This window comes from Microbacterium lacus (assembly GCF_002812805.1).
GTDB classification, from domain to species: domain Bacteria; phylum Actinomycetota; class Actinomycetes; order Actinomycetales; family Microbacteriaceae; genus Microbacterium; species Microbacterium lacus_A.
On record NZ_NMUM01000027.1, the window covers coordinates 1 to 24,591 of the forward strand.

A 24,591-nucleotide genomic window follows, 5' to 3' on the forward strand; every position below is an offset into this window, starting at 1 on the left:
ATCGAACGCGTCGCCGACGGACCCGATCGAGGGTGCGATGCCATCGAGCGCCAGCTTCTCGGTGTAGGCCAGCGAGACGTATTGAGACCCGGCGTCCGAATGTGCCCGCAGCTGCTCGGGCTGGACCGGGTGCCCATCACGCGCTCGTTCCCAGAGGGCCATGCGCAGCGGGATCATCACCAGCTCGACGTGCTTGGTGGTCTGTGCGTGCCAGGCCACGATGCGTTGCGAGTAGACATCGACGATGAAGGCGACGTAGACCCAGCCCGCCCAGGTGCGGCAATAGGTGAAGTCCATCACCCAGGTGTGATCCGGCCGGGGCGCGGTGAAGTCGCGGTTCAGCAGGTCGCCGGCACGGACCCCGTCCTTGGCGGGGATCGTAGTGCGGGTGCCCTTGTCGCGACGGATTCCCGACAGCCCGAGCGAGCGCATGGCCCGGTCGACCGCGCCTCGCGACGCGCCGGGGATCGACGTGCGGCGGATCAGCGCGGTCATCTTCCGCCGCCCGTAGAGGCCCTCGGGAGTCAGCACGCGACGCATCGTCCCGTTGCGTTCGACAATGGTCCATGCCGCGGCGCGGACAGCGTCCTGGACCTGCGCGTCCGTGATCGTCCGCACTGCGACGATGCCTTGCCGGTGGGCTCGGTAGGTGCGCGCGGCGATCTTCACGCCCTGCGCTTGCAGGACCCGGATGATCGACTCGACCGCGTGACCTTCGGCTCTCATCGTGTCAATGAAGCCCAGCATCAACGGTTGCGGGGGTCGAGTTCCCCCGCGAAGAAAGTCGTCGCAGCTCTCAGGATCGCGACATCCTCCCGCAGACGACTGTTCTCGGCCTTGAGCCGCTTGATCTCGGCATGCTCGACGCTGGTGATCCCGTCGCGGGTGCCGTCGTCGATATCGGCTTGCAGCACCCACCGGCGCACCGACTCGTGGCCCACGCCGACCTGGCGGGCAACGGCCGCTGACGCGGCCGTCAACGAGGGATACTCCGAACGATGCTCACGCACCAGCCGGACAGCGCGCTCACGCAGGGCAGGATCGATCTTCTTCGGCATGACATACATCCTTCCAACTCAAAAGGATGCGGCATCAAACCTGGGGCGCTTCAGATAGGTGCAGGCGCAACTCGTCGCGGTTGTCGTTGACCACCATGCTGTCGAATCCGCGCATCAGGTTGTGGAACGTGAGGATGGCGTGGTCCGCCTGCTGCGCGGGGGTCACGTGTAGCAGCGGATCGTTCTTCGTTGCGACGCTCCGCTCGGTCGCCGGGAGCTTCGGCAACCTGAGCTCATCCCCGCGAAGGTCGGAACCGTCCTCGCGGGACATCACGCCGTCACGGTCGTGCATCGACCTTCGCCACACCTCGAGAAGGCCGCCGAGCTTCTGCTGCGCTTCCTGCTCAGAGACCTCGTCGCCGTGACGCTGAATGTATGTGCCCACCAGGCCTGCGAAGCGGTGGAAGCCGTCCGTCGTCATGCGATTACCCTAGGGTCCGCTTTGCCGGTCGCGCGGTAGCCGTCGGTGACCCGGTCGCGGGCAGCCTGTCGTTTGACGCTGGGAAGACGACCGTTCACGCGACCGAGGCGGCGCTCACTTGACACTCGACATATCGTCACCGCAACGGCAGGCGCTACGGATGAGTCGCACACCGGTGACCTTGCAGGCAAGAGCCCTGTTCAGCTGCACGCCTCGGCTCCCTACACGAACTACGACCGCCGTAACGGGGTCGAGGTGCCCGGCGAAGGATCCGAATCGTGTGGCGTGGACCACGGAGGGCGACGCTTGGGCAATGGATGGAATACAGATTGGATACGCCAGGGTCTCGACTACGGATCAAGACCTCACCGCTCAACGCGACGCACTACTGCGTTTGGGCGTTCACGATGAGCACATCTACGTCGACCACGGCATGACCGGCGCGAATCGCGCCCGGCCGGGCTTGCGGGAGGCGCTCGCTGCGGTGCGAAGCGGCGACACGCTCGTCGTGACGAAGCTTGACCGCCTCGCCCGGTCGCTGCGGGACGCTCGCGAGATTGCGGATGAACTCACGGGCAAGGGCGTCGCGCTCAGTCTCGGCGGGAGCCGTTACGACCCGACCGATCCCGTCGGGCGACTGTTGTTCAACGTGCTCGCCATGGTTGCGGAGTTCGAGCGAGATCTCATCAGCATGCGCACGCGGGAAGGGATGGCGGTCGCCCGTGCCAAAGGAAGACTGAAGGGCAAGCAGCCGAAGCTGTCGAAGACGCAGAGAGCGTTGCTGTTCGAGGTGCACGACCGAGGCGAGTACACCCAGACCGAGATCGCGGAACTGTTCAGCGTCTCGCGCGCCACCGTCTATCGCGAGCTTCAGCATCGCCGGGAGAAGTTCCTCACGGGCTGCGAAGCGCACATCTTCTAACGCCCCCTCGGCCGCGGTCATCTGAGTCGGATGTCCAATCCGACTCAGCCGCGGCCAGCTAGAAGATCCCGCCGCGCAACTCGCTCGTTAGGCCGCACGAGGACGCTCGATCGCGCCGACTGAACCCTCAGCTCGCCCCACCGGGCGTTGGGCCGCTGACTCCGATCCTGTTTCAGCCGATAGGTTCGAACAGCCGCGGAGGGCGATCATCCTGCAGACGCAATGTGACGACCGCCGCAAACAGGCTTCGCCCCGACGCGGAGTGGCAGTTCAAGCGGTGCTTTTGAGGATCAGGCGTGTCGCTTCCGTTGGCCGGTCCCAGTGCGGGAAGTGTCCGCAGTTTTCGAACCAGTGCAGCGTGGCATCTGGGAACAGCTCCGTTGCCCGCGTTGCCTCGCTGGGAACGGTAACCCTGTCCTTCCGCCCCCAACCGATGACCATTTTGCCCTTGAGGGAACCGGCCGGCGCTCCCTTTTGGCGAGGCCCGTGAACCAGCGCCTTGAGGGCCGGGTCCAGGCTGGTCGAGGTCTTGAAGCCGCGGAGCTCGTGCAGGACCAGATCCTGCGGCAGCTTCCAGGGATGGGCAGAGAACTGCAACAGCAGGGCAGTGCGGCCAACAGGATTGCCGGTGAGGAAGGGGAGCGCTGGTTGGATGCGGCGCACCAGCGCGACCGACGCCTTGACACTCGCGCCGAAAATCGCTGCCTGGCGGTCGTTCCAGAATCCACCGGGGTCCAGCGCGACAGTCGTGCCGGCGTGCCCTCGACGTGCCATCTCCATGGCGATACGGGCGCCCATGGAGCTGCCGACCACATCGATGTCGCCCAGTTCCGCGTCGCGGATGAAGGCTTCGACGGCACCGGTCAGCGTAGCGATCGTCGTTTCCCCGGCCAGCGGCGGAGATTCGCCGCAACCGGGGAGGTCGACGGCAATCACCTCGCGTTCAGCGGCCAGGGCCGGGACTACCGGGTCCCAGTTGCCGATGCTGGAACCGAGCCCATGGACCAACAGCAGTGGCTTGCCGGAGCCTTGCCGGGTCGAGTGGAGCATGAAGTCACGGTAAGGCATTGGGGACTGAGCGCCGAGACCGTTGCAAAGTCCGCATTGAGCGCGTATGTGCTCGCGGACGTGCTGCGCCGCGCGCAAGGCGACCCTGTTTCGCGTACGGCCGGAACGAGTTGCGGCGGGTGAGCGCTGCTGAGGGGTCATCTGTCAAGGCCGCAGAGCCCTCTGTGTACTTTCGTGCGCGGGCGGCTCTGCCATGCTGACCAGGTGGATTGCTTCTGTTTCATCTACGCGCTCTGGTGTCACGCGACTAAAGACGTCACCGCTGGCTCGTGGGCGGAGTGGGTGACCGCGTTCATCGCTGCCCTGGCGCTCGCCGCTGCCGTCGTTGCGGGTTTCTACGCGGCCAGCTCCGCAAAGAGCACGAGGGATGCCGCCCAGAGCGCGAAGGACTCCGCCGAGATTGCTGTCGATGCGTTCCTGTCGGACGCGAAGGTCCGCATCGAAGCCCAGGCGCGGAAGGTGTACACAACCACAGGTGTGCCGAGGTACCAGTACGCGAAGCAACCGGCGCCGTCGGAGACCAACATCATCTACAGCTCGGACCTTCGGGAGCCGAGCACAGCACCGGAGTACCGCGGGAAGCCGCCCGCGGGCGCCTGGCAGTACACCGCGAACGCGCTGCAGCTCGAGTTCGTCGTGCACAATAGCAGCGACGAGATAGTGGGACCCGTCCAGCTGTTCGCGACCGACGTTCACAGGGGCGAGAAGACGCCCGTAGGTGTCCCGACGGAAGTCATCCTTCCCGCCAAGGAGCAGAAGGTGTTCGTGGTCGTCCCCCTGCTCCCGGGCACCAACCTTCAGGAGACCGATCCGGAACTGGTCGCCCTCCGCTGGGTTCCCGTGCTCAGGTTCCGTGACACCGCTGGGATCCATTGGGAGCGGACCGGGTTCGAGCCAATCCATCAGATGGATTACGACCCGTTCTCGCCGGACGCACCCCCGCACATGTGACGGTCAAGAGGAGGCGTCCGTTCCGCTGAACTCGCGGTCGCCGAACTTCTGATGCGTCGCCCTTTTCACGGGCTGCGGCGAGGGCCCGATGCCCGCGGTCAGTGAGATGCAGCGCGCGATCTGGTCGGACATGTCCAGAAACGCAGTGCCCGTGGACTGACGTAACGGCAGCCGTCATCTGATTGGACCGGTTTCCGGGAGCTCCACCTGCGCCGTTGCTGAATCTTCGCCGTCGTCACGCTTGACGCGCCGCTTCACCCGCAACAGTCTGCTGAACGTCGGTTCGACTGATCGCAAGTCGCGCTCGCCAGCCTCGCTCAGTTCGACCTGCCAGACACTTCCCGCGTAGTCGTCCTCGGGCGGGGCGAAGCCGAGATCCCCACGCACGCGAAAGACAGTTCTCGCCCTCCATGTCCCGTCCTCCCCCAGCCACTCAAACGGCACGTCCATCGACGGTCTCCACCCGAGCCGGCGAGCGAAGGACGGGTTGATTGCGATCCACTGAGGGCGCTCCGGGTCGGACAGAAACTCCTCGGAACGGACCACGAGAGTCTTGTCGCCCGAATCGAACTCTTCATAGGCGCGGGACTCGAGGTCCAGGCTCGTCACCGACGCAGTCCGTATCAGGCGCAGGCCTTTGGACCGGAGTCCAACCACCGGCACGAGGGTTCGACGCTCGCTGGGAGTGTTCCACACGAGTGACTTCCATTCACCCACCTCGGCAAGGACGAAGGTCTCAGCATCACGATGGGCGCTCGCATACGCCTCAGCGGCAGCGGTCGCCTCTTCAGTCCAAGTGCGGGTGTCATATCCGCGCACAGACTCGTCGCGCCAAGGAAGAGGCGTCGATGCATTCAACGGCCGCGGAGTAGGCGAGTCAATGCTGTCGAGAAGGCCCATTTCGACTGCGAGATTGCCCGCTGAGCGAAGGTTGCCGCTGTCGTGCAGCAGGGCGGCGACGTGCCCCACGGCTCTTCGCCCAACCATCAGCGCCCAAGGCCGATAGATCAGCTTCTGGCCGCGGCGCTTTAGCCGTTCTGCCTGCGCCCTGTGCCCGCCTGCGAGCCATAGGTCGGTTTGGGTGCGCGCGATCTCGCTGGCGTAGTGAAGCACCGCAGACTCGTCGAGCCCCGATACATCCGCGATCTTCAGAAGTAGGTCCTCATACGGGGCAACGACTTCGAGGGGGTTGGTCATGTCGACCACGGGCACCCCTTCAGCATCGACGAGGTAGCTCTTGTACCCGGAGAGCGGCGGAAACGACAGCCGGATTGCCGGCGGCAGCTCGCGGACCGGCAGAGTCGGGGGATCCACCCCACTCGTGACTAGGACTTCTTGCGCGAGCGCACGGACGATGAGGTCGTCGTTTCGCGCGGCAACCGCGATTTCTCCAAGCGCGGCGTCGCTGAGACGGTGTCCGTGAGCGGCTGCGCGAAGCAGGATGGCAAGCGCGCCTTCGGCTAGCCATCCACCGCTGGCGAGCAAGTCGACTGTAGCGAGTTCTGCTGACGCGCTGCGTGCGTTGATCAGCGCCTCAAGCACGTTGCGCGCGCCGAAGTCTATGGCTCGGGTGGGGTGTCCAACGAACCCAGACACCCACTTCGCCCCCGCTTCAGCGGGGCTGATTGCATCGGTGGGGGCCGTGAGTGATGCAGGTCTGGTAGCGCTTGGTGCGAAGATGTCGAGACTCGGTCGTGCCGATACCCAGGCATCGCCCACCGCCCGGTCACCTACGAGGACGCCGAGAATATGGAGGAGGTCATGGATCGGGATATCTGCCGACAAGGCGCCCGAGGTGATCGCTCCGGCAAAGTCGTTCAGACTGATGCGCTGAAGCTCCGGATCATTTCCGCCCAGCGCCGCCTTTACCAGGGCGAGCCGGGTCCCGCCGTCGTAGCGGCGCCACCACCCAGTTATGGGCAAGCGTGTGAGCGCTTCGCTAAGCGCATCCGTAGCCTTCTTACCGCCGCCAGCGGCCGCGCAGATTGCGATCACCGAGCCCATGAATGGGCCTGTGAGACCCATCCTGCGGCCCTCATCAACAAGCGCTTCGGCTACCGGGCGCGACGGAAGGTGAGTCGATTCGGCGAGCGCCGCTTCCCAGGCTGCCAGGGTCGCACCGCTGACGTCCGCTGCATCTGCTTCGCGCATCTGTCGGAGCAGCGCGGAAGGGCTCCCAGGAATAGGCGGGGGAACCGCCTGGGGCTCATCAGGTCCGGGTGGCTGTTCAGCATCGGTCTCGCTGGTTCCGGCGCCGTTCTCCGAACCGATCCGAAGCGATTCGGCCCAGGCCAAGGTTGCTTTCGAAGCCGACTGTGATGCCGCCCGGGTGACGTCGGCCCGCACAGCGGGAGCGATGTATTGCGATGTGGGGGCGAGCATGTGGCAGTAGATCGACAAACCGACCTCAGCTCCGTCCGTAGACGCGACGAGTCCGCGCACGATCGACCCGATGGCGGCACTCTCCTCGAACACTCCCAGATCGCAGAAGAACGTAGCCAACTGGCATGCGAGAGCGGGGCTCGCGCGGAAGGCGGCGATGGTGATTGCTTCCGCGGCCGCTTTCGCCTGGCTTGAAGCGTCTGCCGATGCGCGCTCCACTCGGCTGGCGAAATCCAAGATGTCCTCCACGAATGGATTAACCCCGATCGCGCCGCTTTCGAAGGCCAGTTCGAGCCACTCCGCATAGTGCGCGAGCTGCTCGTTTTCGTCGTTTTGGCTTGGCCCCCACCCTTGCTCGACTGCTGATTGAAGTGCCACCCTCGCCCGGTTCTCGAATCCTGCAGCAGCCCAGCTACGGGATTGCGTTAGCCAGGTGTCGACTCGGTCATGGACATCCCAGGCAGCGCCATCGATTTCCGTATCGATGCTCGTCAAGATTTCCTGCGTCAAATCGGTCAATCCGGGAACGTGCTCTGCGACCCATTTGACGATTCCCGTTCGAAGGGACGGGTGCCAGTAGACCCTGCGGGTACTCGATGACCAAGCGTCCTGGAAGAGCCGGATCACGCTCTCCACGGTGTCGTAGGGTGACGCGAGAGCGGAAGCAAGGAGTCGCTCCCATAACTCCGGCGCTGCGTCCCGGAATGAATACCAGCTGGACCAGTCGTGAGTCTGGCGACTAGGTACCTCGAGCAAGCGCACGATCGGATCCGCAAGGGACGAAATTGGTGGAGTCGTCCCAGGTTCCACGGTTGGAGAAGGCCAAGCGAGCGTCTCAATCTGTGCCAGGACGCGTAGCGCCTCCTCGAAGCGGCGACGCCCGGCATGGCGAGGATCCAAGTCGGAGTGCGTAGGGGTCGCCGCAACTGCATCGTGATGTGGGAGGACCAGCTCCAGCCGAGTTGTCGCGAGGTAGGGCAGAAAAGGTGCGAGACCCTGACCAGAAAGCGAGGTGTCCGGCCAGCGGCGCATAAGTGGTCGCTCCGCGAGGATCGACGCCTCGCTCAGGTCGCCGAGTCCTGATCTCAGCAAAGTCTCGAGCATGGCGTGACGCAGCGCTTCAACGATGAGGTGAGACCCCCTCGCTGCGTGCGAATCTTCACCAAGGTTAGGGTCCGGCGGGGGTTGCACGGAGCGCCGGTCGAGTGAAACGACGGATTGAGCATGTTGGGCCACCTCCCCCAGGAGCCCATCCTCCGCGGCAGTTCGAGCACGAACGACGTGCATGCGGGCGATCCAGTTCGGATCGCCGATGGCAGAGACTTCGGCCGAGATGCGCTCAAGAGCCTCGTTGTCTCGTACTTCCGCCGCCAGCTCACTGCAACAGGCAAGCGCGCGCTGACGTATGACACGAGTCGAATCGATCGCGTCCTCGTGATCCTGATCGTCTAGGTCGACGTGCCGGGGACCTTCGACAGCGTCCAGAGCGGCGAGCACCCGGTCAAATCCCCCGAGAAGATAGTGAGCCCGCGTCCACGCCGTGATCGTATCCGTCCGGCTTCCCTCGCTACGACTGCGTCTCCCGAGGGAAGACCTGGGATCGTCGGCAGCGCGGAGCAGCTCATCGGCAAGCAGGTAGGAGCCCGCGCTCGCGAGATGCGCGGCTGCCCGGAAGGCCGCGGCGTCCTCAACTACAAGTCGGCCGCTTTGAAGTAAGTGCTCACGTACCTCCCCCGGGGGCAGGACCTCCACCGCCGCTTCAGCTAGCGTCGATGGGTTAAGAATGTAGTCGCGCTGTACAAGTTCGGCAGCGAACAGGAACAACGGCACCATCGCGGCCAGATCACCAAGCTCTGACGCAGCCCGCAACGCAATGTTGGCGTGCGAGCGAACGACCCGCGTCGGGCGAAGTTGAACCAGTCTCGATCTCAAAGCCGCTGGTGTGGCGAGCTCCACGACACGGTGAAGCTGACCGGCAAGGTATCGATGACTCAGCTCCTCGTCTCGGTAGACGACGGAGGAGCTTGTCGCGCATATATCAGCCGTCCGGGCGTACTGGCTACGGTCCCGCTCGCCGCTGAAGACTCCAGCGACCGCAGATGTCCTCTCGATGAGAAAGAGTCGAAAGCTGTTGTGGATGAAATGCCACTCGTCTCCTGCTCGCGCGAAGAAGGGGTACGTCCTGCTAGTGAACTTCTCGGCGAGCTCAGCACTCGTCCAGCTCGCCAGCCAGTCAATTCGAACGGGCGCGCGAACCCTCGATACAACGGCGAGCAGTTCCATCAGTGCTGCGTCTCCACCGACCGACTCTAGGTAACCGTTGTAGCGGCGAAGGACATCGCCCCTAAAGGCCGTCAATTCCCGCAAACGGCTTGTTGCTTCGAGATTGCGGTCGCTTGCATTACCCACAGATGATTCGACATCGGCCAGATCTTGCAGGAGATAGGTGAGAGCGAGGGGATGCCCCTCACTCTCGTTGTGCAGGGCTTCTCGCACTGACTCCGTGATCCACGCCCCCACGCCGCTCTTGTCGATGATCGAATCCACCTCGGCGCGCGCGAGCGCTGGAAGCTCAATATGTCGGGATTCCGCGAGGGTGTCTCGAATGTTGGAAGGGAGCATCGCGACGGACTGCGAGCCGAGTGCAAAGTAGACACCAGACTGGAGAAGTTCGGGCGCTGGCAACTCGTCAATTAGAGATCGAGTCGGAGATTGCTCGCGAGAGATGTGATCAAGCCCGTCAACAATGACGATCGTTGGGCGGCCCTCTCTCTCGTAACGACGATGAGCGTCTTCCAAGAGGGAAGCAAGAACCGATCTTTGGCCCGTCAAGTCGGCCCCGAAGTGTCGCGAGTAGAGACCGGTGTCTTGGAGGGCCAAGTTCAGATCATGAAGAAAGGCCTGGGCCTCACCTCGAGCGCTTATGGGTCCGGTGGAATCAGGCACGAACGCGTAGTAGCGGACGACGGCCGCGTCCGCCCGGAAGCTCTCGAGAAGCGTTGACTTGCCAGTTCCGGCCGCGCCCACCAACGCGAGATAGCCAGACTCATGATCCTTGAGCGCTTCGCTGAGAGACGCTACGGCTGCAGCATTCGGGGTGTAAACCTCGGGCACCGGGAATCGGTGTGGATGACGGTAGGCGAGCCGGTTCCACCATCCAAGCTCCGTGAGTAGTTCGTCCCGCGTTAGGTGCACGATGTGCCTGGCGTCGCTTACCAGACGTTGGATCGTCTGTGCAATGTGGTGTTGATCAGACGACTGCTCGCTATCAGCAAGAAGCTCGTGGGGTGCGGAAATTCCCAGCCTGACCTCGATCGCAGCGAGATAGGCCACAAAGTCCACGTCGGAGAGCCCACTCGCGGCTTGGACTCGGTCCCACGCCGATCTCCACTCTCTAACTAGGTCGTGGTCCTCGATGGTCGACCAATCGTCAAGACCACAAGCGATCAAGTGTTGGACCGGTTGGAACGACCGCGCAAGAAAAGCCGCGAGGTGATGCGGCCCCGTCGCCGTGACCTGCTGGAGAGGACTGCCTGCCTGCGGTGTTGCGCTCGATGCGTATCTGTTGGAGCACAGATGGATTCGAAGGACACCATCCCTCTCATCCCTAAGCCGTCGCCAGGCAGTTGCAAGGTCCCCGAACAGGGAGGTTTCGGAGTTGGGAGTTCCAAAGAGATCTGACCAAGAGAACGAGTCAGGGTACAGAGCCCACTTCACCTGGATGGCGTGGCGAGCGTTGCTGGTTCCGAACTGGAAGTCGTCCGCCACACCTGCCGTCGGGTCTGCAAGTCGAATCCATTGAAGGTCGCGAAGATGGCGCCGCACGATCTCTGCAGCTATCCCGTACTGCGCAGAGTAACCTGCGATCGCCGCGCGCTCTCCTGCGGACGGGGGACTGTCGTTCATCGGCCTGCGCATTTCCTGGTCGAAGGGACTGCAGAGGGGTGGCTCCTGGCCGCGAGCTTAATGATGCGACTCCAGCGGGGCATCACGCCACTCGGCACTGCCCGTTGAGGATCCCCCGCGTGCACCTCAGTTCTTCTCACCCCCGGCGCTCCCGGCTTCTCCCAGCACCTCCGCCACGCGGAGTATGGAGACCGAGGAGTACCGCAGGACTGGAGTGCGGCGAGGCCCGAGGCCACGCGCGAAAGCGCCACACGCAGCGCGACGGATGTGCAACATCGGCAGGTGACTGACTTCGAACCCCGTCGCCCAACCGATAACCTTCCGGAAGGAGGGCAGATGCGCGTTGATTTCTCGCCGTGGCGTTTCCGGGATGCCCCCGCTTTCGAAGCGCTCAACGAAGTCGCCCATCAGTCGATCGCGACACTCCTTGCGCAATCTCGGACCGGCCGCATGCCCGCGGAAGAAGCTGCCGCACGAGTTCGTGAGTTGCGCTCGCTCGTCCAGGCCATTGACGGCTACGAAGCGGAGGCGATTGCTGGCGCGATTGCCGAGTTGCAGTCAGAGCTCGATGAAGCACGGCGGGGCACGTGACTGATGCTCTCCGATGAGATCGACCGGATCTTCGACCGCGACATCCGCCCGCTCGTTTTCGCCGACCTCGAGGACATCGCGCCTGAGCTCGTGATCCTGTCGGGGCAGCACGGGTCAGGTCGCGCGCAGGCGATTCTGCGCATCCAGTCCGCAGCGCAGCATCGTCTCGCCGTAGTGAGCGGCGATGAGTTGCGTGCCTTCCATCCGCGGTACACCGAGCTCGTCGGCACTGTCGACGGTGAGGTTGAGTTGTCGGACGCGGCGGCCCAGTGGGTGGGCGCCTGCATCGCGTATGCGCGGGATCATCGACGGTCGGTGCTACTGGAGGGGTCGTTTGAGAACCCGGAGGCCGTCACAGGGACTCTGCGGTTGTTCGCGGAGCAGGGGTTTCGGACGCGCGTGATCATGGTCGGCGTGCCAGCGCGCGAGAGTCTGCTGACGTTGGCGTCGACGCACGTCTCACGTATCCGGGCTGGCCGTTCGTCGCAGTTCACTGACGCGCGTGACCACCAGGCAGGCTTCGATTCGACACGGGCGCTCGTCGCTGCAGTCGAGACCGACGCCTCCAAGAGTGGGCTCGTGGTGCTCGACCGTCGCGGTCGCGCTGTCTTCGACAGCGAGACGAGGGTACCTGACCAGGGCGGCAGCGGTGTTGAAGCGCTCGTCGAGGCGCAGTCCGCGCCGCCCTCGACGATGGACATGGTGGAGTGGTTGGGTGAGCTTCGCCGGGTGACTGAGTTCGTGCAGTCGCTGCGCCGACCGGACCGAGAGGTGCTCGAGGCTCTAGTCGAGTTGCACGATCTTGCATTGCGGGAGGTGAACCCGCAGCTGCCGTCCTTCGAGGGCTCCGATGTGCTCTCCGTCCAGGAGCGGAGCATCGCTACCCGACTGGTCGAGCTGCGCCGGACGTTGGCGCCGACGGAGACAGTCGACGCGACGGGTCCGGTCGTCGGTCCTGCCAGCCCTGACCGCGGGGGCGTGTCTCGATGAGCCGGGAGCTGCAGGTGCCGGTGACTTCGGAACTCCAGCGCTTCGGCCGTCAGTGACTCTGGGAGGTCCGGAGTTGCGAACTTCGGGAGTCCGATAGTTTGCGGATGGTTGCTTCGGTCTGCGGGTGTCCTGGGATAGTCGGCTGCGGTTAGCGGGTCGGGTGGTGCGTAGTGCCGGGTCGTGGAATAGCGGACCGAGCGGCAGTGAGGGAGCATATGCCGCGAAAGCCCGGAACGGAGCACCGCCCGGCCCGCTACAATCTCGCCGCCCAGGAAGCCCAGTCGGCGTTCGCGATCACGTGAGTGCGTGGAGGGGCGTCGCTGATCCAGCGGAGATAGGTGTTCCACGGGTCCCGGCTGGCGGCGACCTCGGTGGTGTGTGCGAGGAGTTCGGGGCTGGCAGTGAACCACTCGCCTCCTTCGCGGAGGTGGGTGAATTGTTCGTGGCGGTTGTGTTCGACGTGCGGCCGCCGCGTTCGAACGCGAGAATCTCCTCGTGCCGGTCAGTCGGTCGTGAGGGCCATGAGATCTCGAACGAAGCTGCGGCGATCGGCGGTGGGGTCGGTGATAAGTTGGCGGATCCGGTCGCTCAGGCCACGGCGGTGTGGGAGGAACTGGTCGCCGAGGGGCTCGACGCACCAGTCGATGTCTTCTTGGATGCTGTAGCCGGGTTCTTCCTGGTGTTTGGTGGGGTACCAGGAGAATGCCGCCACGGCGGTGCGGTAGATGACGGCTTCTGCGTCTGCGCGGTCAAGCATGGTGGTATGCCTTCCTGGTTGTCTTCAGTGTCACAGCCCGAGGCCTCTCCCCGGTGTTGCGGGTCCGGCGTGGGGGCCTAGCGCGTCGGGTCGGCGATTGGGGAGGCGCGGTGTGTGGCGGAGAGTGTCGTTGACGTTGCGAGCGATCTCATCCAGCCGGGCATCCTCCGCAGCCTGTGCGGCGTCCCTGCGGGCCTGCTCGCGTTCACGAGCGATCCGTCGAAACACCTCCTTATCCGTCGGGTCCACGAATTTGTGTCCGATCGTCGGTTGACCGGCCAGGTAGACGTCAGCGCGAGCCCGTTGGCAGTCCCGTTCCCAGGCCGCGATCATCGCCGTGCTGACCGCACATTCTTCCTTTAGTCGCGCGATCTGTTCCGGAGTGCGCGGGGTGGTGAAGAACGCGGTCGCGGAGGCGCGGTTCTCCGCGCGTTCCGCACTGCTGGTCCCGTGCAGTCGCTCAGTGGGCAGCCCGCCCTGTTGGCGGTTCTTCTCCCGCCGACGCCACGCCGCCGCCGCCGTTTTCGCTCGTTCCTTGTTCGCCTGGTAGCGATCGCGGCTTTTCGCTTTCACCTCATCTTTGTGCCGTTCGTAGTAGTCCCGTGCGGCAGCTCGGCGGGCGTCGGGGTTGTCACGGTGTGCGTCGCGTTTCGCGGCAAGTCGTTCCTCGCGGTGCCGCTGATAGTCCGCCGCGTTATTCGCGCGGCGCCGCTCGCGAAACCCGTCCGGGTCCTCCGCCCGTTGTCGAGCGACGTATGCGCGGGAGTATCCGACCCACTTGTCCTTATTCGCCGCGTAGTACTGCCGGGACTGCTCCGCACGCCTCGCATGCTTCTCCTCCTCCGCGCGTCTCCGCTGCGCCTGGGCGCGCATGTATTCGCGGTTGTAGGTGCGGACGTGTTCCCGGTTCCGCTCCTTATACGCCGCCTGCAACTCCCGCCGCCTGTCCCGGGTGAGTTCCCGATACCACTTGCCCTTCTCGCGCTGATACTCGGGGCCGTGGATGGGCAGGCCGTCGCGTTCACGCTGGTCCTTCCACTCCTGCAACTCAGGCGATTCCTTGCTCCGGACCCGCCGGGGTACGCGCGGTCGTTCGTCGTCGGTCATGACATGCCCATCCCTGCGGTGACGGAGGCCAGCGCAACGCCGGGACCATATGGTGCATTCCGCGTCAGCTGGTTGAGGGATGCGAGGTGGTCGATGCGGTCGGGGCGGAAGCCGGACCAGTGATGTTCGGGCTCACCGTCGACAATGACCACGGGTGCTTGGCTGTAGCCGAGTTCGTCGGTGACGTAGTCACGGGCCGCGGCGTTGGCGTCGAGGGTGAGATCGATCTCCGTGTAGCGGATACCCGCTTCGTCGAGGCGTCGGCGAGTGAGCCGGCACTGCACGCACGCCGGCCCCGTCGTGTAGACGGCGACGGTGACCATCACGACACCTCCCCTATCGCTCCCCCGCCCGCGCGGTGTGCGGATGTGCTGGAGTCCGTGAGTCCGGTGGTAACGGAGCGTCGGAGAGCTTCCTCAGTGGACCCGGTCAGGAGGTGCTGGTGGGTGAGGAGCAAATCGATCGCGACACGGATGAGGGTGTTCTCCGTGATCCGTTCTGCCCGCACTGTCCGGCGGCGCATCAGCGTTCGCGCGAGGGCGGAGAGCGCGGCGTACTGGTCTTCCCGCACGCGTGCTTCCTTGCGGGTCAGCCGCGCGAACATCGGCACCGACGGATCCGTGTCCTCCGCGTGTGCCCAGGTTCGGGTGTCGGTGAGGGTCGCGGCGAGGTCGATGCGCGGCATGGCACTCACCAGCTCCCCACGGGTGCGGGCTCGAGCATCCCGGACAGTTCGTGGCCGAGTCGGGTGACGTCCGCGATGACGCCCGCGGTGGACCGGTTGTCGCGAAGCGTTGTCACGACCTGTCCGAGTACGGGTGCGTCGGCGTGGGTTTTGTATTGCCGCAGGTGGGTGTCGAAACGGGGGATGCCCCACGTGGAGTCCAGGAGAGCCTGCCATGTGGACAGTTGGGTGGGGATGCGCGGATCGATCCGGTTCAACACCACGGCGTGCCGAACATGCCGCGGTTCGATCAGCGTCGTGATCGTCCGAATGGTCGGTTCGACCGCGAGCGGCTCCGGCGTGAGCGGGACGATGGCGAAGTCTGCCGCATCCAGGACCGTCTCCACCGGCTTGGTGTCCTCCAGCATCCTGGGGGTGTCGACCAAGACGACGCCGTACGTCGCGTGCAGCTCACGCAGCCGAACGAGGACGTTCGGATGCTGCCTGCCCGCGAAATCGAACGGCAGCCCGGCGCGGGCATTGCCTGCCCACCAGACGCTGGACTGCTGCGGGTCCACATCCACCACCAACACCCGACACCGCCGGGACAGGGTCGCCGCGAGTTGAATGGCGATAGTCGACTTCCCCACCCCGCCCTTCTGGTTCACGACCGCAACGATGCGCAGGGACTGGTTAGCGTCCACGAGAGCCTCCGGGGAATGTGTGGCTGGCCACCCACGACGTCAGCGGCTCCAGCGGGTAGACGACAGTGCGGCCGAGACGGCAGAACGGTGGACCCTGCCGTCGGTGCCGCCAGATCGCGAGCGCGTTCTCCGTCACACCGGGGAGCTGCTCTGCGACCTGCGCGGGCGTGAGGTACACCTCGGGAAGCCCGATCGTGGGCCGGTCCGCTGTCATTGCCATCTCTCAACCTCTCCTGCATTTCCAACAGTGGGATTGACAAGAGTGTTGTACTTAGATATTCACTTAGTCAAGGGGTTCTCGTGAATCCGTAGCGCGGTAAGGCAAACTAAGGAGGTGAAGGTCGACGTGAAGACACCCAACGGCGACACCATGACCGCCCTGGCAGCGACACTGCCCGTCGGGTCCGCGCTGCGCATAGCCCCCCAATTCATCGCCACAGCCGTGAACCAGGACACCGGAATCGAAACCGCGATCGAAGCGAAATACGTCCCCGACGCCGGCCGATACGTGATGACCACCGTCGTCAACCGGGCCGTCGGAGACGACTTCGACGAAACCGCACTACGCCGCGTGGTAACGCAGGCAATCCTGCAAGCCGCGATCCCGCACTGCATCGCCCTGCAACTGTCCGATTCGGATGATGGGGCGTGGATCACCGTCGCGGATCTCACCGCAAGCGACGGACGAGTCATCCCAGAATGGATGGCCGAAGCAGTCGTCAAGCGCGGCATGAAAGCCGAACGCCTGGACGTCATCGAAATCCTCTACGGCACCGCAGCCCTCGCCGGACTACCCCCCGTCAAAGCCGTCCAAGTCGAACTCGGCGTCCCCCACCGCACCGCCGCGGACTGGATCTACAAAGCCCGCGCCGCAGGACGCCTCGAAGGAATGAGCTACACGCCCGGCCGACAGGCGGATGGGTAGCGTCCACCCTTACAAGACGAAAGAAGGCAAGCGGTATCTCGTCCGCTTCAAGAAGCCCGATGGCCGCCAAGGCAACAAGCGCGGCTTCCGTACCAAGTTCGACGCCGAAGAGTTCCTCGCAACTGTCACCGTATCGATCTCAAGCAGCCAATTTATCGATCCGGTCGACGGCAAGATCACGATCGACGAGCTCGGCACAACCTGGCTGCAGGACCAGGCCGCGGTACTGAAGCCTTCCTCCTACCACCCACTCCAGTCCGTGTGGCGGGTCCACGTGCAACCGCGCTGGGGCCGGGTGCAGATCGGTGCCGTGCGCTACAGCGATGTGCGGTCGTGGGTCACCACGCTCGCCGGCAAGCGGGGCGCGACCACCGTCATCAGGGCGTACGGCATCCTCTCCTCGATCCTCGACATCGCCGTGCGCGATCGGCGCATTCCCGAGAACCCCGCGCGCGGCATCCGGTTACCGAAGAAGCGCGCGAAGCGGCGGGTTTACCTGACTCACACGCAGGTGGACCTTCTCGCCCGCCAGTCGTTGTACCCGGAGGTCATCTACTTCCTCGCCTATACCGGCCTGCGGTGGGGAGAAGCGACGGGTCTGCGGGTAAGAGATGTCGACATCAGCCGTGGCCGCGTGCAGGTGCAAGAGAATGCCGTGATGGTCAATGGCACGATCCATACAGGTACTCCCAAATCACACGTCACCCGATCAGTGCCCTACCCCGAGTTCATCGAGCCAATGCTTCACGCCAAGATGATCGGCAAGTCTCAAAGCGATCTCCTGCTCGGCGATGGCGCATCCCACATGCTGTTGCCGAACTCGCAGGACGGATGGTTCGCTGGGGCGGTCCGCCGCGCTGGTGCGATCGACCCCACCTTCCCTCATGTCACACCGCACGACCTGCGCCACACCGCAGCCAGCCTTGCTATCAGCGCCGGAGCGAACGTGAAAGCCGTCCAGCGCATGCTCGGACACGCCTCCGCCGCGATGACCCTCGACACCTACGCCGACCTCTTCGACGACGACCTCGACCTCGTCGCACACGCACTCAGCCGCGCACGCGACGCACGCACTGTCACTCTTCATGAGTCGCCGAGAACCTCGCCGAGCGACCCGCACGCAACAGGCCCGTACATCCCGCCCGGAATCGCTCCAGGCAGCTACAACCCTGCCCGCTAAACGACACCTCGAGCTGTTCTCGCGCGTCGTTCCGGGCGCCCGGAACGCTCCGAATAGGCCGCTGGGAAGCACGTTCTTTCCCAAATCTTTCCCACAAGCCGAATTCGTGAAAGACAGAAGCCCCGCGATCCCAGTGTTTCCAAGGGTTCGCGGGGCTTCGACGATGGCGGTGACGGTGGGATTTGAACCCACGGTAGGGGGTTACCCTACACAACTTTTCGAGAGTTGCACCTTCGGCCGCTCGGACACGTCACCGCGGAATAGCTTACGTGCCCGCACGTCCCCCCGCCAATCGCACAAGTCCAGCGCCCGGCTCACTCCACGCGGAACGCCTCCGCCTGCTTCGCCTCGCTGGCCACGCGCACCCCGTAGCGATAGGAGAGCTTGCCGCCGAGCCATCCCGAAATGCTCAAGACCAACAGGCTCAGGATGCTGACGACGAACGCCCCGACCGGGATCTCGTCCGTGGTGCTGCGGAAGAAGAGCTGCACGGCGTATGCGCCGCAGACGGTGATGTTCAGACCCATATGGAAGGTCGCCGTGCTCGAGGCCTGGGTACGGTCGGGAATGCGCAGGTAGTCCAGCACACCGAAGAAGATCGCGGCGATGCTCCCCAGCAGACCGATCACGATCAGCACCCGCGACCCGATCGCGAATGGCTCGGGGTTCGCAGAGACGAGTCCGATGATGTCGAACACGAGGCTGGCGATCCACGCACCGATCGGGATCGTCACGGCGATCGGATGGAACGGATGCCCGTAAGGTCCGGCCAGAACGGTCGCCGGGCGCTTTGCGGACGAGATGTCTTCATCGGGCATGCGTACCTCCTGGGTGGGTGACGGTTCGGTTCACGGCAGCGGCTCGAGACCTTCGCGCTGGGTTTGCTCGTCCGCGACGCGAACACCGAAGGTATGCGCGAGTTTTCCGCCGAGCCAACCCGAGAGGCTGAGGATCGCGAGGCCGCTGACGCTGAGGATGACGGCGAACGTCGAGACACCTTCGCTGTCGCTGAAAATGCCGCCGCGCAGCAACAGGCTCGCGAGGAAGATCCCCATGGCGATCAGGTTGAGGATCATATGCGTCGTGCCCGTAGCCCGGGCGGGCGTGCCGCGCGGAATAGTCAGCCAGTCCAGAAACCCCAGGACGGCAGCAACGACGGCGCCGATCAGCCCGATGACGATCAAGATCCTCGCCCCCATCACGAATGGAGCGGGCGAGGACTGCGTGATCGCGATGAAGTCGAACACGACGCTCGACACCCATGCACCGATCGGGATGATCACGGCGATCGGATGAAATGGGTGACCGTACGGGCCGGCGATCCGTGTGAGTGGGTACTTGGCAGCGGGGCGCGGTGGGCTGTGCATCGGGGCCTCCGAGACGAGTCATGCGGCGAACGAGCAACGCGGAGCGAAGCCGGTGAGGTGACGAGATTACGGTCGACACCACGGGTTCTGATCGGGGGTTGACACGGCCGCCGTTCTGCCGCATCGTGGGCGATCGCCTGCGCGCACACATCCGCTCGCGAACTCGCCCACCACAGCCCAGTCGAGGGCTAGGTTGTCCCCATGGCCTCCCCGATGACCCGCCAACAGCGCCTCGTTCTGGCGGTTGCCGTGCTCGCCTCGTTCGTCGCGTTCCTCGACGGCACGGTCGTCACTGTCGCACTGCCCGCGATAGACGAAGAGCTCGGCGGCGGGTTGACCACCCAACAATGGGTGGTGGATGCCTACCTCATCACCCTCGGCGCGCTCATTCTGCTGGCGGGGTCGGTGAGCGACGCATTCGGACGGATCGTCGTGCTGCGGATCGGTCTGATCGGCTTCGGCATCGCCTCGGTCGCCATCGCGGTGGCGCCCGACCCGATCGTGTTGATCGTGGCTCGCGCGTTGCAGGGCGCCGCCGGGGCGTTCCTCGTCCCGAGCTCTCTGGCCCTGATCACCTCGACCTTCCGCGACGCCGCGCAGGGGCGGGCGATCGGCATCTGGACCGCGCTGACGACCTGCGCAATGCTTACGGGACCCGTCCTCGGTGGCATCTTCGTCGACCTGCTCTCGTGGCGCCTCGTCTTCTTGATCAACGTCCTTCCGATCGCGATCACGCTCTGGCTTCTGACGCGCCTCACCCACCGCGACGTTCGGCGACCGGATGCCTCGATCGACTGGCTCGGCGCGGCGCTCTGCACTCTCGGGCTCGGCGGGTTCGTGTTCGCCCTCATCGAGCAACCGAACCTCGGGTGGGGATCCCCCGCCATCCTGATCCCGGGCATCGGCGGTCTCGCCATGTTCATCGCGTTCCTGCTGCGCCAGCGGACCGTGCGGTCGCCGATCCTGCCGCTCGACCTCTTCCGAGTCCGCAACTTCTGGACCGGCAACGTCGCGACCGCTTTCGTCTACGGCGCGCTGAGCCTGAACGGCTTCGTCGTCGGCGTCTACCTGCAGCAGGGCGCCGGCCTGAGCGCCACCCTCGCGGGCCTCGCGAGCCTGCCGGGCACGGTGCTGTTGATCCTGCTGAGCTCCCGCGTGGGCGCCCTCTCGGGTCGATTCGGCCCGCGCCTGTTCATGACGGTCGGACCGCTGGTGATGGCCGCGGGCGCGCTCCTTCTTCTCACCGTCCGCGACGACTTCTCGTATTGGACGCAGGTGCTGCCCGGCATCCTGGTCTTCGGTCTCGGGATCTCACTGACGGTGGCTCCGCTGACATCAGCCATTCTGGGCGCGATCGACACCGATCGCTCGGGCATCGCCTCGGCCGTCAACAACGCCGTGTCGCGCGTAGCCGGCCTGATCGTGATCGCGTTGCTGGCGACGATCGTCGGCGGATCGCTCGACCTCGACGGCTTCCACCGCGCGGCGATCGTCACGGCCGCACTCATGGCAGTCGGGGGGCTCGTCTCGTTCGCCGGCATCCGCAATCCGCCGCGCGTCACCACCCCGGTCGTTGATCAAGCGCAGTGAGTCGAAACGCATCGGCCCCTTAGTTCCGGGCCCTACCCCTGCCTTTATCGTCAGCCCCCTGCGAGACTGACGACATGAGCGCTATCGAGAACTCCAAACTCACCGTCGTCGGCGCGGGAAGCGTGGGGGCAAGCACCGCCTACGCCGCACTCATCCGCGGGTCAGCGCGCCACGTGGCGCTCTACGACATCGCCACCGCGAAGGTCGAGGCCGAGGTGCTCGACCTGGCGCACGGCACCCAGTTCACCGGCGCGAGCGACATCATCGGCGGCAGCGACCTCTCCGTCGTCGAGGGATCCCACGTCGTCGTCATCACGGCGGGCGCAAAGCAGAAGCCGGGTCAGTCGCGCATCGAACTCGCCGAGGTCAACGCCGGGATCCTGCGCACGATGATGCCCGAGCTGCTCTCGGTCGCGCCCGACGCCGTCTACGTCGTCGTCACCAATCCCTGCGACGTTCTGACCGTCCTCGCGCAAGAGGCGACGGCCCTCCCGCCCGAGCGGATCTTCGCCTCGGGAACCGTGCTCGACACGTCTCGTCTGCGCTGGAAGCTCGCCGAACGCGCAGGGGTTTCGACCTCGAGCGTGCACGCGTACATCGTCGGCGAGCACGGTGACACCGAGTTCCCGATGTGGTCGAAGGCCACGATCGGCTCGGTTCCGATCCTCGACTGGGTGTCGCCCGGACACCCCCGGATGTCTCAGGACGAGCTCGACGCGATCGCCATCGATGTGCGGGATGCCGCGTACAAGGTCATCCTCGGCAAGGGGGCGACGAACTACGCGATCGGGCTCTCGAGCGCACGCATCGTCGAGGCGATCCTGAACGACGAGAACGCCGTGATGCCGGTCAGCACCGTGCTGCGCGACTTCCACGGGATCGACGGGGTGGCCCTGTCGGTCCCATCGATCGTCAGCGCTCGCGGCGCGGTGCCGATCCGCGAGACCGTCTTCTCGCCGCATGAGCTCGACCTGCTGCGCGACTCTGCCGATGCCCTGCGGACGGTGGCGGACTCGCTCCGAGGCTGACCCGAACAGAGGAGTTCAGCGCCGCAAGAGGATGTCTGGGGCCGGATTGTCCTCATTTCGCACCGAAGTCCTCGGTTTCGCGCGACGCAGGGTCCGCCGTCAGCGACGCCGCAGCGGCGCGGCAGCGAGGGAACCCGCCACCCCGAACAACACGACCGCTCCCCCGACGACGATCAGCACCGGCAACCACGTGCCGCTAGCCTCGTGGATCCCGCCGAGGGCGATCGGACCGGCCGCCGCCAACCCATAACCGACGCCCTGAACGATCCCGGATCGGCCGGCAACCGTACGCTCTCCGCCCCCGAGCGCGCCGATCGTGATGAACACCACGGTCAATCCGCCGCCCTGAGCGATACCGCCGACCGCACACCAGAGCCACCAGAGGCTCGGATCCACCGCGAACCCGACGGGAATCGCAAGCCATCCGACGGCCACAAAAATCACGCCCGCAAGGATCGAGACGCGCGTCGTCAGGATCGGGATCAGGAGGGCCCCGGCCACGCCCGCGACCTGGAAGATCGCCGCGATGCCACCCGCGGCGGCCGCGGCGAATCCCTCGTCCTCGAGCAGCGACGGCAGCCAGGCCGTCACCCCGTAGAAGCTGAATGCCTGGCCGGCGAATGCCGCGGCGAGAAACCACGTCGACGCGGATCGCATCACGTGCGGCGCAGCCTCGCCGCTCGGCACGGGCGTCACGCTCGCGCGCGGCAGCAGCGCCCCGCGAACCCCGTGCAGGCCGATCCACACGGCGAGCGCAACCACTCCGAAACCTGCCCACACGACGATGGCACCCTGCCACCCGATCTGCTCGGCGAGCGGCGCCGTGGCGAACGTCACCGTCATCGTGCCGACGTTGATCGCCGACGTGTAGACCCCGGTCATGAAGTGCGCTCGCTCGCGCGGAAACTCACGGGCGATGATGATCGGCACGACGACGTTGCCGATCGTGAGGAACAGCCCGATGACGGCCGTGCCGATGAGGGCCGCCGAGAGCCCACCCGCGGAACGAATGAGGCATCCGAGGATCGCCCCCGCCAAACACAGCGAGAGGGCGAAATCGATGCCGCCGCGCCGGATCACCCATACCGCGATCGGCGAGCAGATCGCGAAAGCGAGCACGGGGATGCTCGTCAAAAGACCCACGACCGCGGCGGATACCCCCAGGTCGGTGCCGATCACTCCCGCGACCGGGGCAACCGCGAGGATCGGAGCCCGTAGCAGCGCCGCCGTGAACATGACTGCGACGGTGAGCGCGACGAGACGCCCCGGAGTGAAGACGGGGGGCGAGGGATTCAGCGGAGGGACCGACACTGGGCCCACGCTATCCAGATTCCCCGCGAACCCTGTCGATCGAGTCCCGTGGACTGGGATTCCGTACTCTGGACCGGGGCCCACAGCGGGCCGGACGCTGCGAAGACGATGCAGTCGCGCAAACGAAGGAGTGATCGTCGATGACCTACATCCTCGCCCTCGATCAGGGCACGACGAGCACACGGGCGATCGTCTTCGACCACCGGGGACGCTCGGTCTCATCCGGCCAGCTCGAGCACCGACAGATCTTCCCGCGCGCGGGATGGGTCGAGCACGATGCGAGCGAGATCTGGCACAACACGCAAGAGGTCATCGGGGTCGCGCTCGCCCGCGCCGACGTCACGCGGCACGACATCGCGGCGATCGGCATCACGAACCAGCGCGAGACGGTCATCCTGTGGGACCGCCGGACGGGCGAACCGGTCCACAACGCGATCGTCTGGCAGGACACGCGCAGTCAGACCATCGTCGACCGGCTCGCCGCGGACGGAGGCATCGACAGGTTCCGCGGGCTCACAGGCCTGCCCCTGGCGTCGTACTTCTCGGCCACGAAGATCGCGTGGGCGCTCGAGAACCTGCCCGAGGCGCGGCGGCTCGCCGACGAAGGACACCTCGCCTTCGGCACACCCGACACCTGGCTGCTCTGGAACCTGACCGGCGGACTGGACGGCGGCGTGCACGCGACGGATGTCACGAACGCCAGCCGGACCCTGCTGATGAATCTCGAAACTCTCGACTGGGATGCGTCGCTCCTCGAAGCCTTCGGCATCCCCGAGTCGTTGTTGCCCGACATCCGTTCGTCCTCCGAGGTCTACGGGCACGCCGAGCCGTCGAGCCTGCTGCGCGAGGTGCCGATCGCGGGCATCATGGGCGATCAGCAGGCGGCGACCTTCGGTCAGGCGGCGTTCGCACCCGGCGACAGCAAGAACACCTACGGCACCGGCAACTTTTTGGTGGTCAACACGGGTGACCGCCCGATCATCTCGGAGCACGGGTTGCTGACCACCGTGGCCTACCGGCTCGGCGACGGCGCAACCGCGTACGCACTCGAGGGATCCATCGCGGTCACCGGATCGCTCGTGCAGTGGCTGCGCGACAACCTGGGCATCATCGGGTCGGCCACCGAGGTCGAAACCCTCGCGAACGAGGTCGAGGATTCGGGCGGCGTCATCATCGTCCCCGCGTTCTCGGGCTTGTTCGCCCCGCATTGGCGGCCCGACGCGCGCGGCGCGATCCTGGGCCTCACCCGTTTCGCCGATCGTCGGCACATCGCCCGGGCGGCGCTGGAGTCGGTCGCACTGCAGAGCCGCGAGGTCGTGGACGCGGCGAACGCCGACCTGGGCTCTGCCATCACCGAGCTTCGCGTCGATGGCGGCATGGTCGCCAACGGCACGCTCATGCAGATGCAGGCGGATGCCTTGGGTATTCCGGTCATCCGACCGGTGAACGTCGAGACGACCGCGCTCGGTGCGGCCTTCGCCGCCGGGCTCGCGGTCGGCTATTGGGCGGGGCTGCCCGAGCTCTCGGACCTGTGGAGCGAGGACCGCCGGTGGGAGCCGACGTCGAGCGAGGCCGAGCGCACACACATGCTCGCGCGGTGGCAGGATGCCCTGGCCCGAACGCTGGACTGGCCGCTCGACTGACGCCCTCTGTCGGTGGGGGCGCCTAA

The 24,591-nt window shown here is 65.4% G+C and carries 21 protein-coding genes, 1 tRNA gene and 1 pseudogene; 9 read left to right on the forward strand and 14 right to left on the reverse strand.

All coding sequences use genetic code 11. The features are described from left to right. Both CGU34_RS09590 and CGU34_RS09595 read right to left on the reverse strand, forming a co-directional pair. Positions 1-1,058: pseudogene (locus CGU34_RS09590) on the reverse strand (IS3 family transposase); the annotation flags it as partial. Positions 1,059-1,092: 34 nt separating this feature from the next. Continuing rightward, positions 1,093-1,479: a hypothetical protein gene (locus CGU34_RS09595; protein WP_100813978.1), complete on the reverse strand. Its 387-nt coding sequence runs from the start codon at positions 1,477-1,479 to the stop codon at positions 1,093-1,095. A 313-nt stretch (positions 1,480-1,792) separates the two neighbouring features. On the opposite strand from CGU34_RS09595, the gene CGU34_RS09600 reads away from it, so the two are divergent. Beyond that, positions 1,793-2,401 carry a recombinase family protein gene (locus tag CGU34_RS09600; protein WP_198517742.1) on the forward strand — a complete coding sequence of 203 codons (609 nt, stop codon included), beginning with the start codon at positions 1,793-1,795 and terminating at the stop codon, positions 2,399-2,401. A gap of 270 nt (positions 2,402-2,671) precedes the next feature. Here CGU34_RS09600 and CGU34_RS09605 read toward each other — a convergent pair whose 3' ends face one another. Further along, positions 2,672-3,451 carry an alpha/beta fold hydrolase gene (locus CGU34_RS09605; protein WP_100812412.1) on the reverse strand — a complete coding sequence of 260 codons (780 nt, stop codon included), beginning with the start codon at positions 3,449-3,451 and terminating at the stop codon, positions 2,672-2,674. A gap of 222 nt (positions 3,452-3,673) precedes the next feature. Between CGU34_RS09605 and CGU34_RS09610 the strand changes: the two genes are divergently transcribed. Then, positions 3,674-4,420 (forward strand): hypothetical protein, encoded by a 747-nt coding sequence (locus CGU34_RS09610; RefSeq protein WP_100813979.1) that lies wholly within the window; start codon positions 3,674-3,676, stop codon positions 4,418-4,420. 174 nt (positions 4,421-4,594) lie between these two features. Here CGU34_RS09610 and CGU34_RS09615 read toward each other — a convergent pair whose 3' ends face one another. Beyond that, positions 4,595-10,708 carry an ATP-binding protein gene (locus tag CGU34_RS09615; RefSeq protein ID WP_157811271.1) on the reverse strand — a complete coding sequence of 2,038 codons (6,114 nt, stop codon included), beginning with the start codon at positions 10,706-10,708 and terminating at the stop codon, positions 4,595-4,597. A gap of 336 nt (positions 10,709-11,044) precedes the next feature. Here CGU34_RS09615 and CGU34_RS09620 point away from each other — a divergent pair, with 336 nt between their 5' ends. Next, positions 11,045-11,299 carry a hypothetical protein gene (locus tag CGU34_RS09620; protein ID WP_100812237.1) on the forward strand — a complete coding sequence of 85 codons (255 nt, stop codon included), beginning with the start codon at positions 11,045-11,047 and terminating at the stop codon, positions 11,297-11,299. A gap of 3 nt (positions 11,300-11,302) precedes the next feature. Further along, positions 11,303-12,289 (forward strand): zeta toxin family protein, encoded by a 987-nt coding sequence (locus CGU34_RS09625; protein ID WP_100812238.1) that lies wholly within the window; start codon positions 11,303-11,305, stop codon positions 12,287-12,289. 502 nt (positions 12,290-12,791) lie between these two features. Here CGU34_RS09625 and CGU34_RS09630 read toward each other — a convergent pair. The 6 genes from CGU34_RS09630 to CGU34_RS09655 are packed head-to-tail and all read right to left on the reverse strand — an operon-like array spanning position 12,792 to position 15,741. After that, a complete protein-coding gene (locus CGU34_RS09630; protein ID WP_100812239.1) occupies positions 12,792-13,046 on the reverse strand; it encodes a hypothetical protein in 255 nt (84 codons plus the stop codon). 30 nt (positions 13,047-13,076) lie between these two features. Further along, positions 13,077-14,153: a hypothetical protein gene (locus CGU34_RS09635; RefSeq protein ID WP_157811272.1), complete on the reverse strand. Its 1,077-nt coding sequence runs from the start codon at positions 14,151-14,153 to the stop codon at positions 13,077-13,079. Then, on the reverse strand, positions 14,150-14,476 hold the full coding sequence (locus CGU34_RS09640) for a glutaredoxin family protein (RefSeq protein ID WP_100813980.1): 327 nt from the start codon (positions 14,474-14,476) through the stop codon (positions 14,150-14,152). Before CGU34_RS09640 ends, CGU34_RS09635 begins: the two co-directional genes overlap by 4 nt. Further along, complete coding sequence (locus CGU34_RS09645; RefSeq protein WP_198517743.1) at positions 14,476-14,847, reverse strand: hypothetical protein; 372 nt, start codon at positions 14,845-14,847, stop codon at positions 14,476-14,478. The genes CGU34_RS09640 and CGU34_RS09645 overlap by 1 nt, the downstream gene beginning before the upstream one ends. Continuing rightward, a complete protein-coding gene (locus tag CGU34_RS09650; protein WP_100813981.1) occupies positions 14,844-15,521 on the reverse strand; it encodes a ParA family protein in 678 nt (225 codons plus the stop codon). The genes CGU34_RS09645 and CGU34_RS09650 overlap by 4 nt, the downstream gene beginning before the upstream one ends. Then, the gene (locus CGU34_RS09655) at positions 15,511-15,741 is read right to left on the reverse strand and encodes a DNA-binding protein (RefSeq protein ID WP_100813982.1); all 231 of its coding nucleotides are present in this window, start codon (positions 15,739-15,741) and stop codon (positions 15,511-15,513) included. Before CGU34_RS09655 ends, CGU34_RS09650 begins: the two co-directional genes overlap by 11 nt. A 114-nt stretch (positions 15,742-15,855) precedes the next feature. Between CGU34_RS09655 and CGU34_RS09660 the strand changes: the two genes are divergently transcribed. Both CGU34_RS09660 and CGU34_RS09665 read left to right on the forward strand, forming a co-directional pair. After that, complete coding sequence (locus tag CGU34_RS09660; RefSeq protein ID WP_232711328.1) at positions 15,856-16,446, forward strand: hypothetical protein; 591 nt, start codon at positions 15,856-15,858, stop codon at positions 16,444-16,446. Then, positions 16,439-17,626, forward strand: a complete 1,188-nt coding sequence (locus tag CGU34_RS09665) for a site-specific integrase (RefSeq protein WP_100812244.1) — start codon at positions 16,439-16,441, stop codon at positions 17,624-17,626. The genes CGU34_RS09660 and CGU34_RS09665 overlap by 8 nt, the downstream gene beginning before the upstream one ends. 164 nt (positions 17,627-17,790) lie before the next feature. On the opposite strand, the gene CGU34_RS09670 is transcribed toward CGU34_RS09665, so the two are convergent. The 3 genes from CGU34_RS09670 to CGU34_RS17615 form a co-directional block, all read right to left on the reverse strand. Then, positions 17,791-17,881, reverse strand: a tRNA-Ser gene (locus tag CGU34_RS09670). Positions 17,882-17,940: 59 nt separating this feature from the next. Continuing rightward, entirely contained in the window at positions 17,941-18,444 is a 504-nt protein-coding gene (locus tag CGU34_RS09675; RefSeq protein WP_100813983.1) for a DUF2231 domain-containing protein, read from the reverse strand. 30 nt (positions 18,445-18,474) lie between these two features. Further along, positions 18,475-18,993: a DUF2231 domain-containing protein gene (locus CGU34_RS17615; protein ID WP_100813984.1), complete on the reverse strand. Its 519-nt coding sequence runs from the start codon at positions 18,991-18,993 to the stop codon at positions 18,475-18,477. 201 nt (positions 18,994-19,194) lie between these two features. On the opposite strand from CGU34_RS17615, the gene CGU34_RS09685 reads away from it, so the two are divergent. Together CGU34_RS09685 and CGU34_RS09690 are read left to right on the forward strand one after the other, a co-directional pair. Continuing rightward, on the forward strand, positions 19,195-20,583 hold the full coding sequence (locus tag CGU34_RS09685; RefSeq protein WP_100813985.1) for an MFS transporter: 1,389 nt from the start codon (positions 19,195-19,197) through the stop codon (positions 20,581-20,583). A gap of 74 nt (positions 20,584-20,657) precedes the next feature. Further along, complete coding sequence (locus CGU34_RS09690; RefSeq protein WP_100813986.1) at positions 20,658-21,611, forward strand: L-lactate dehydrogenase; 954 nt, start codon at positions 20,658-20,660, stop codon at positions 21,609-21,611. A 99-nt stretch (positions 21,612-21,710) separates the two neighbouring features. On the opposite strand, the gene CGU34_RS09695 is transcribed toward CGU34_RS09690, so the two are convergent. Further along, a complete protein-coding gene (locus CGU34_RS09695) occupies positions 21,711-22,922 on the reverse strand; it encodes an MFS transporter (RefSeq protein ID WP_051514134.1) in 1,212 nt (403 codons plus the stop codon). Positions 22,923-23,062: 140 nt separating this feature from the next. On the opposite strand from CGU34_RS09695, the gene glpK reads away from it, so the two are divergent. Beyond that, positions 23,063-24,565 (forward strand): glycerol kinase GlpK, encoded by a 1,503-nt coding sequence (glpK, locus tag CGU34_RS09700; RefSeq protein ID WP_036301577.1) that lies wholly within the window; start codon positions 23,063-23,065, stop codon positions 24,563-24,565. Positions 24,566-24,591 lie beyond the last annotated feature (26 nt).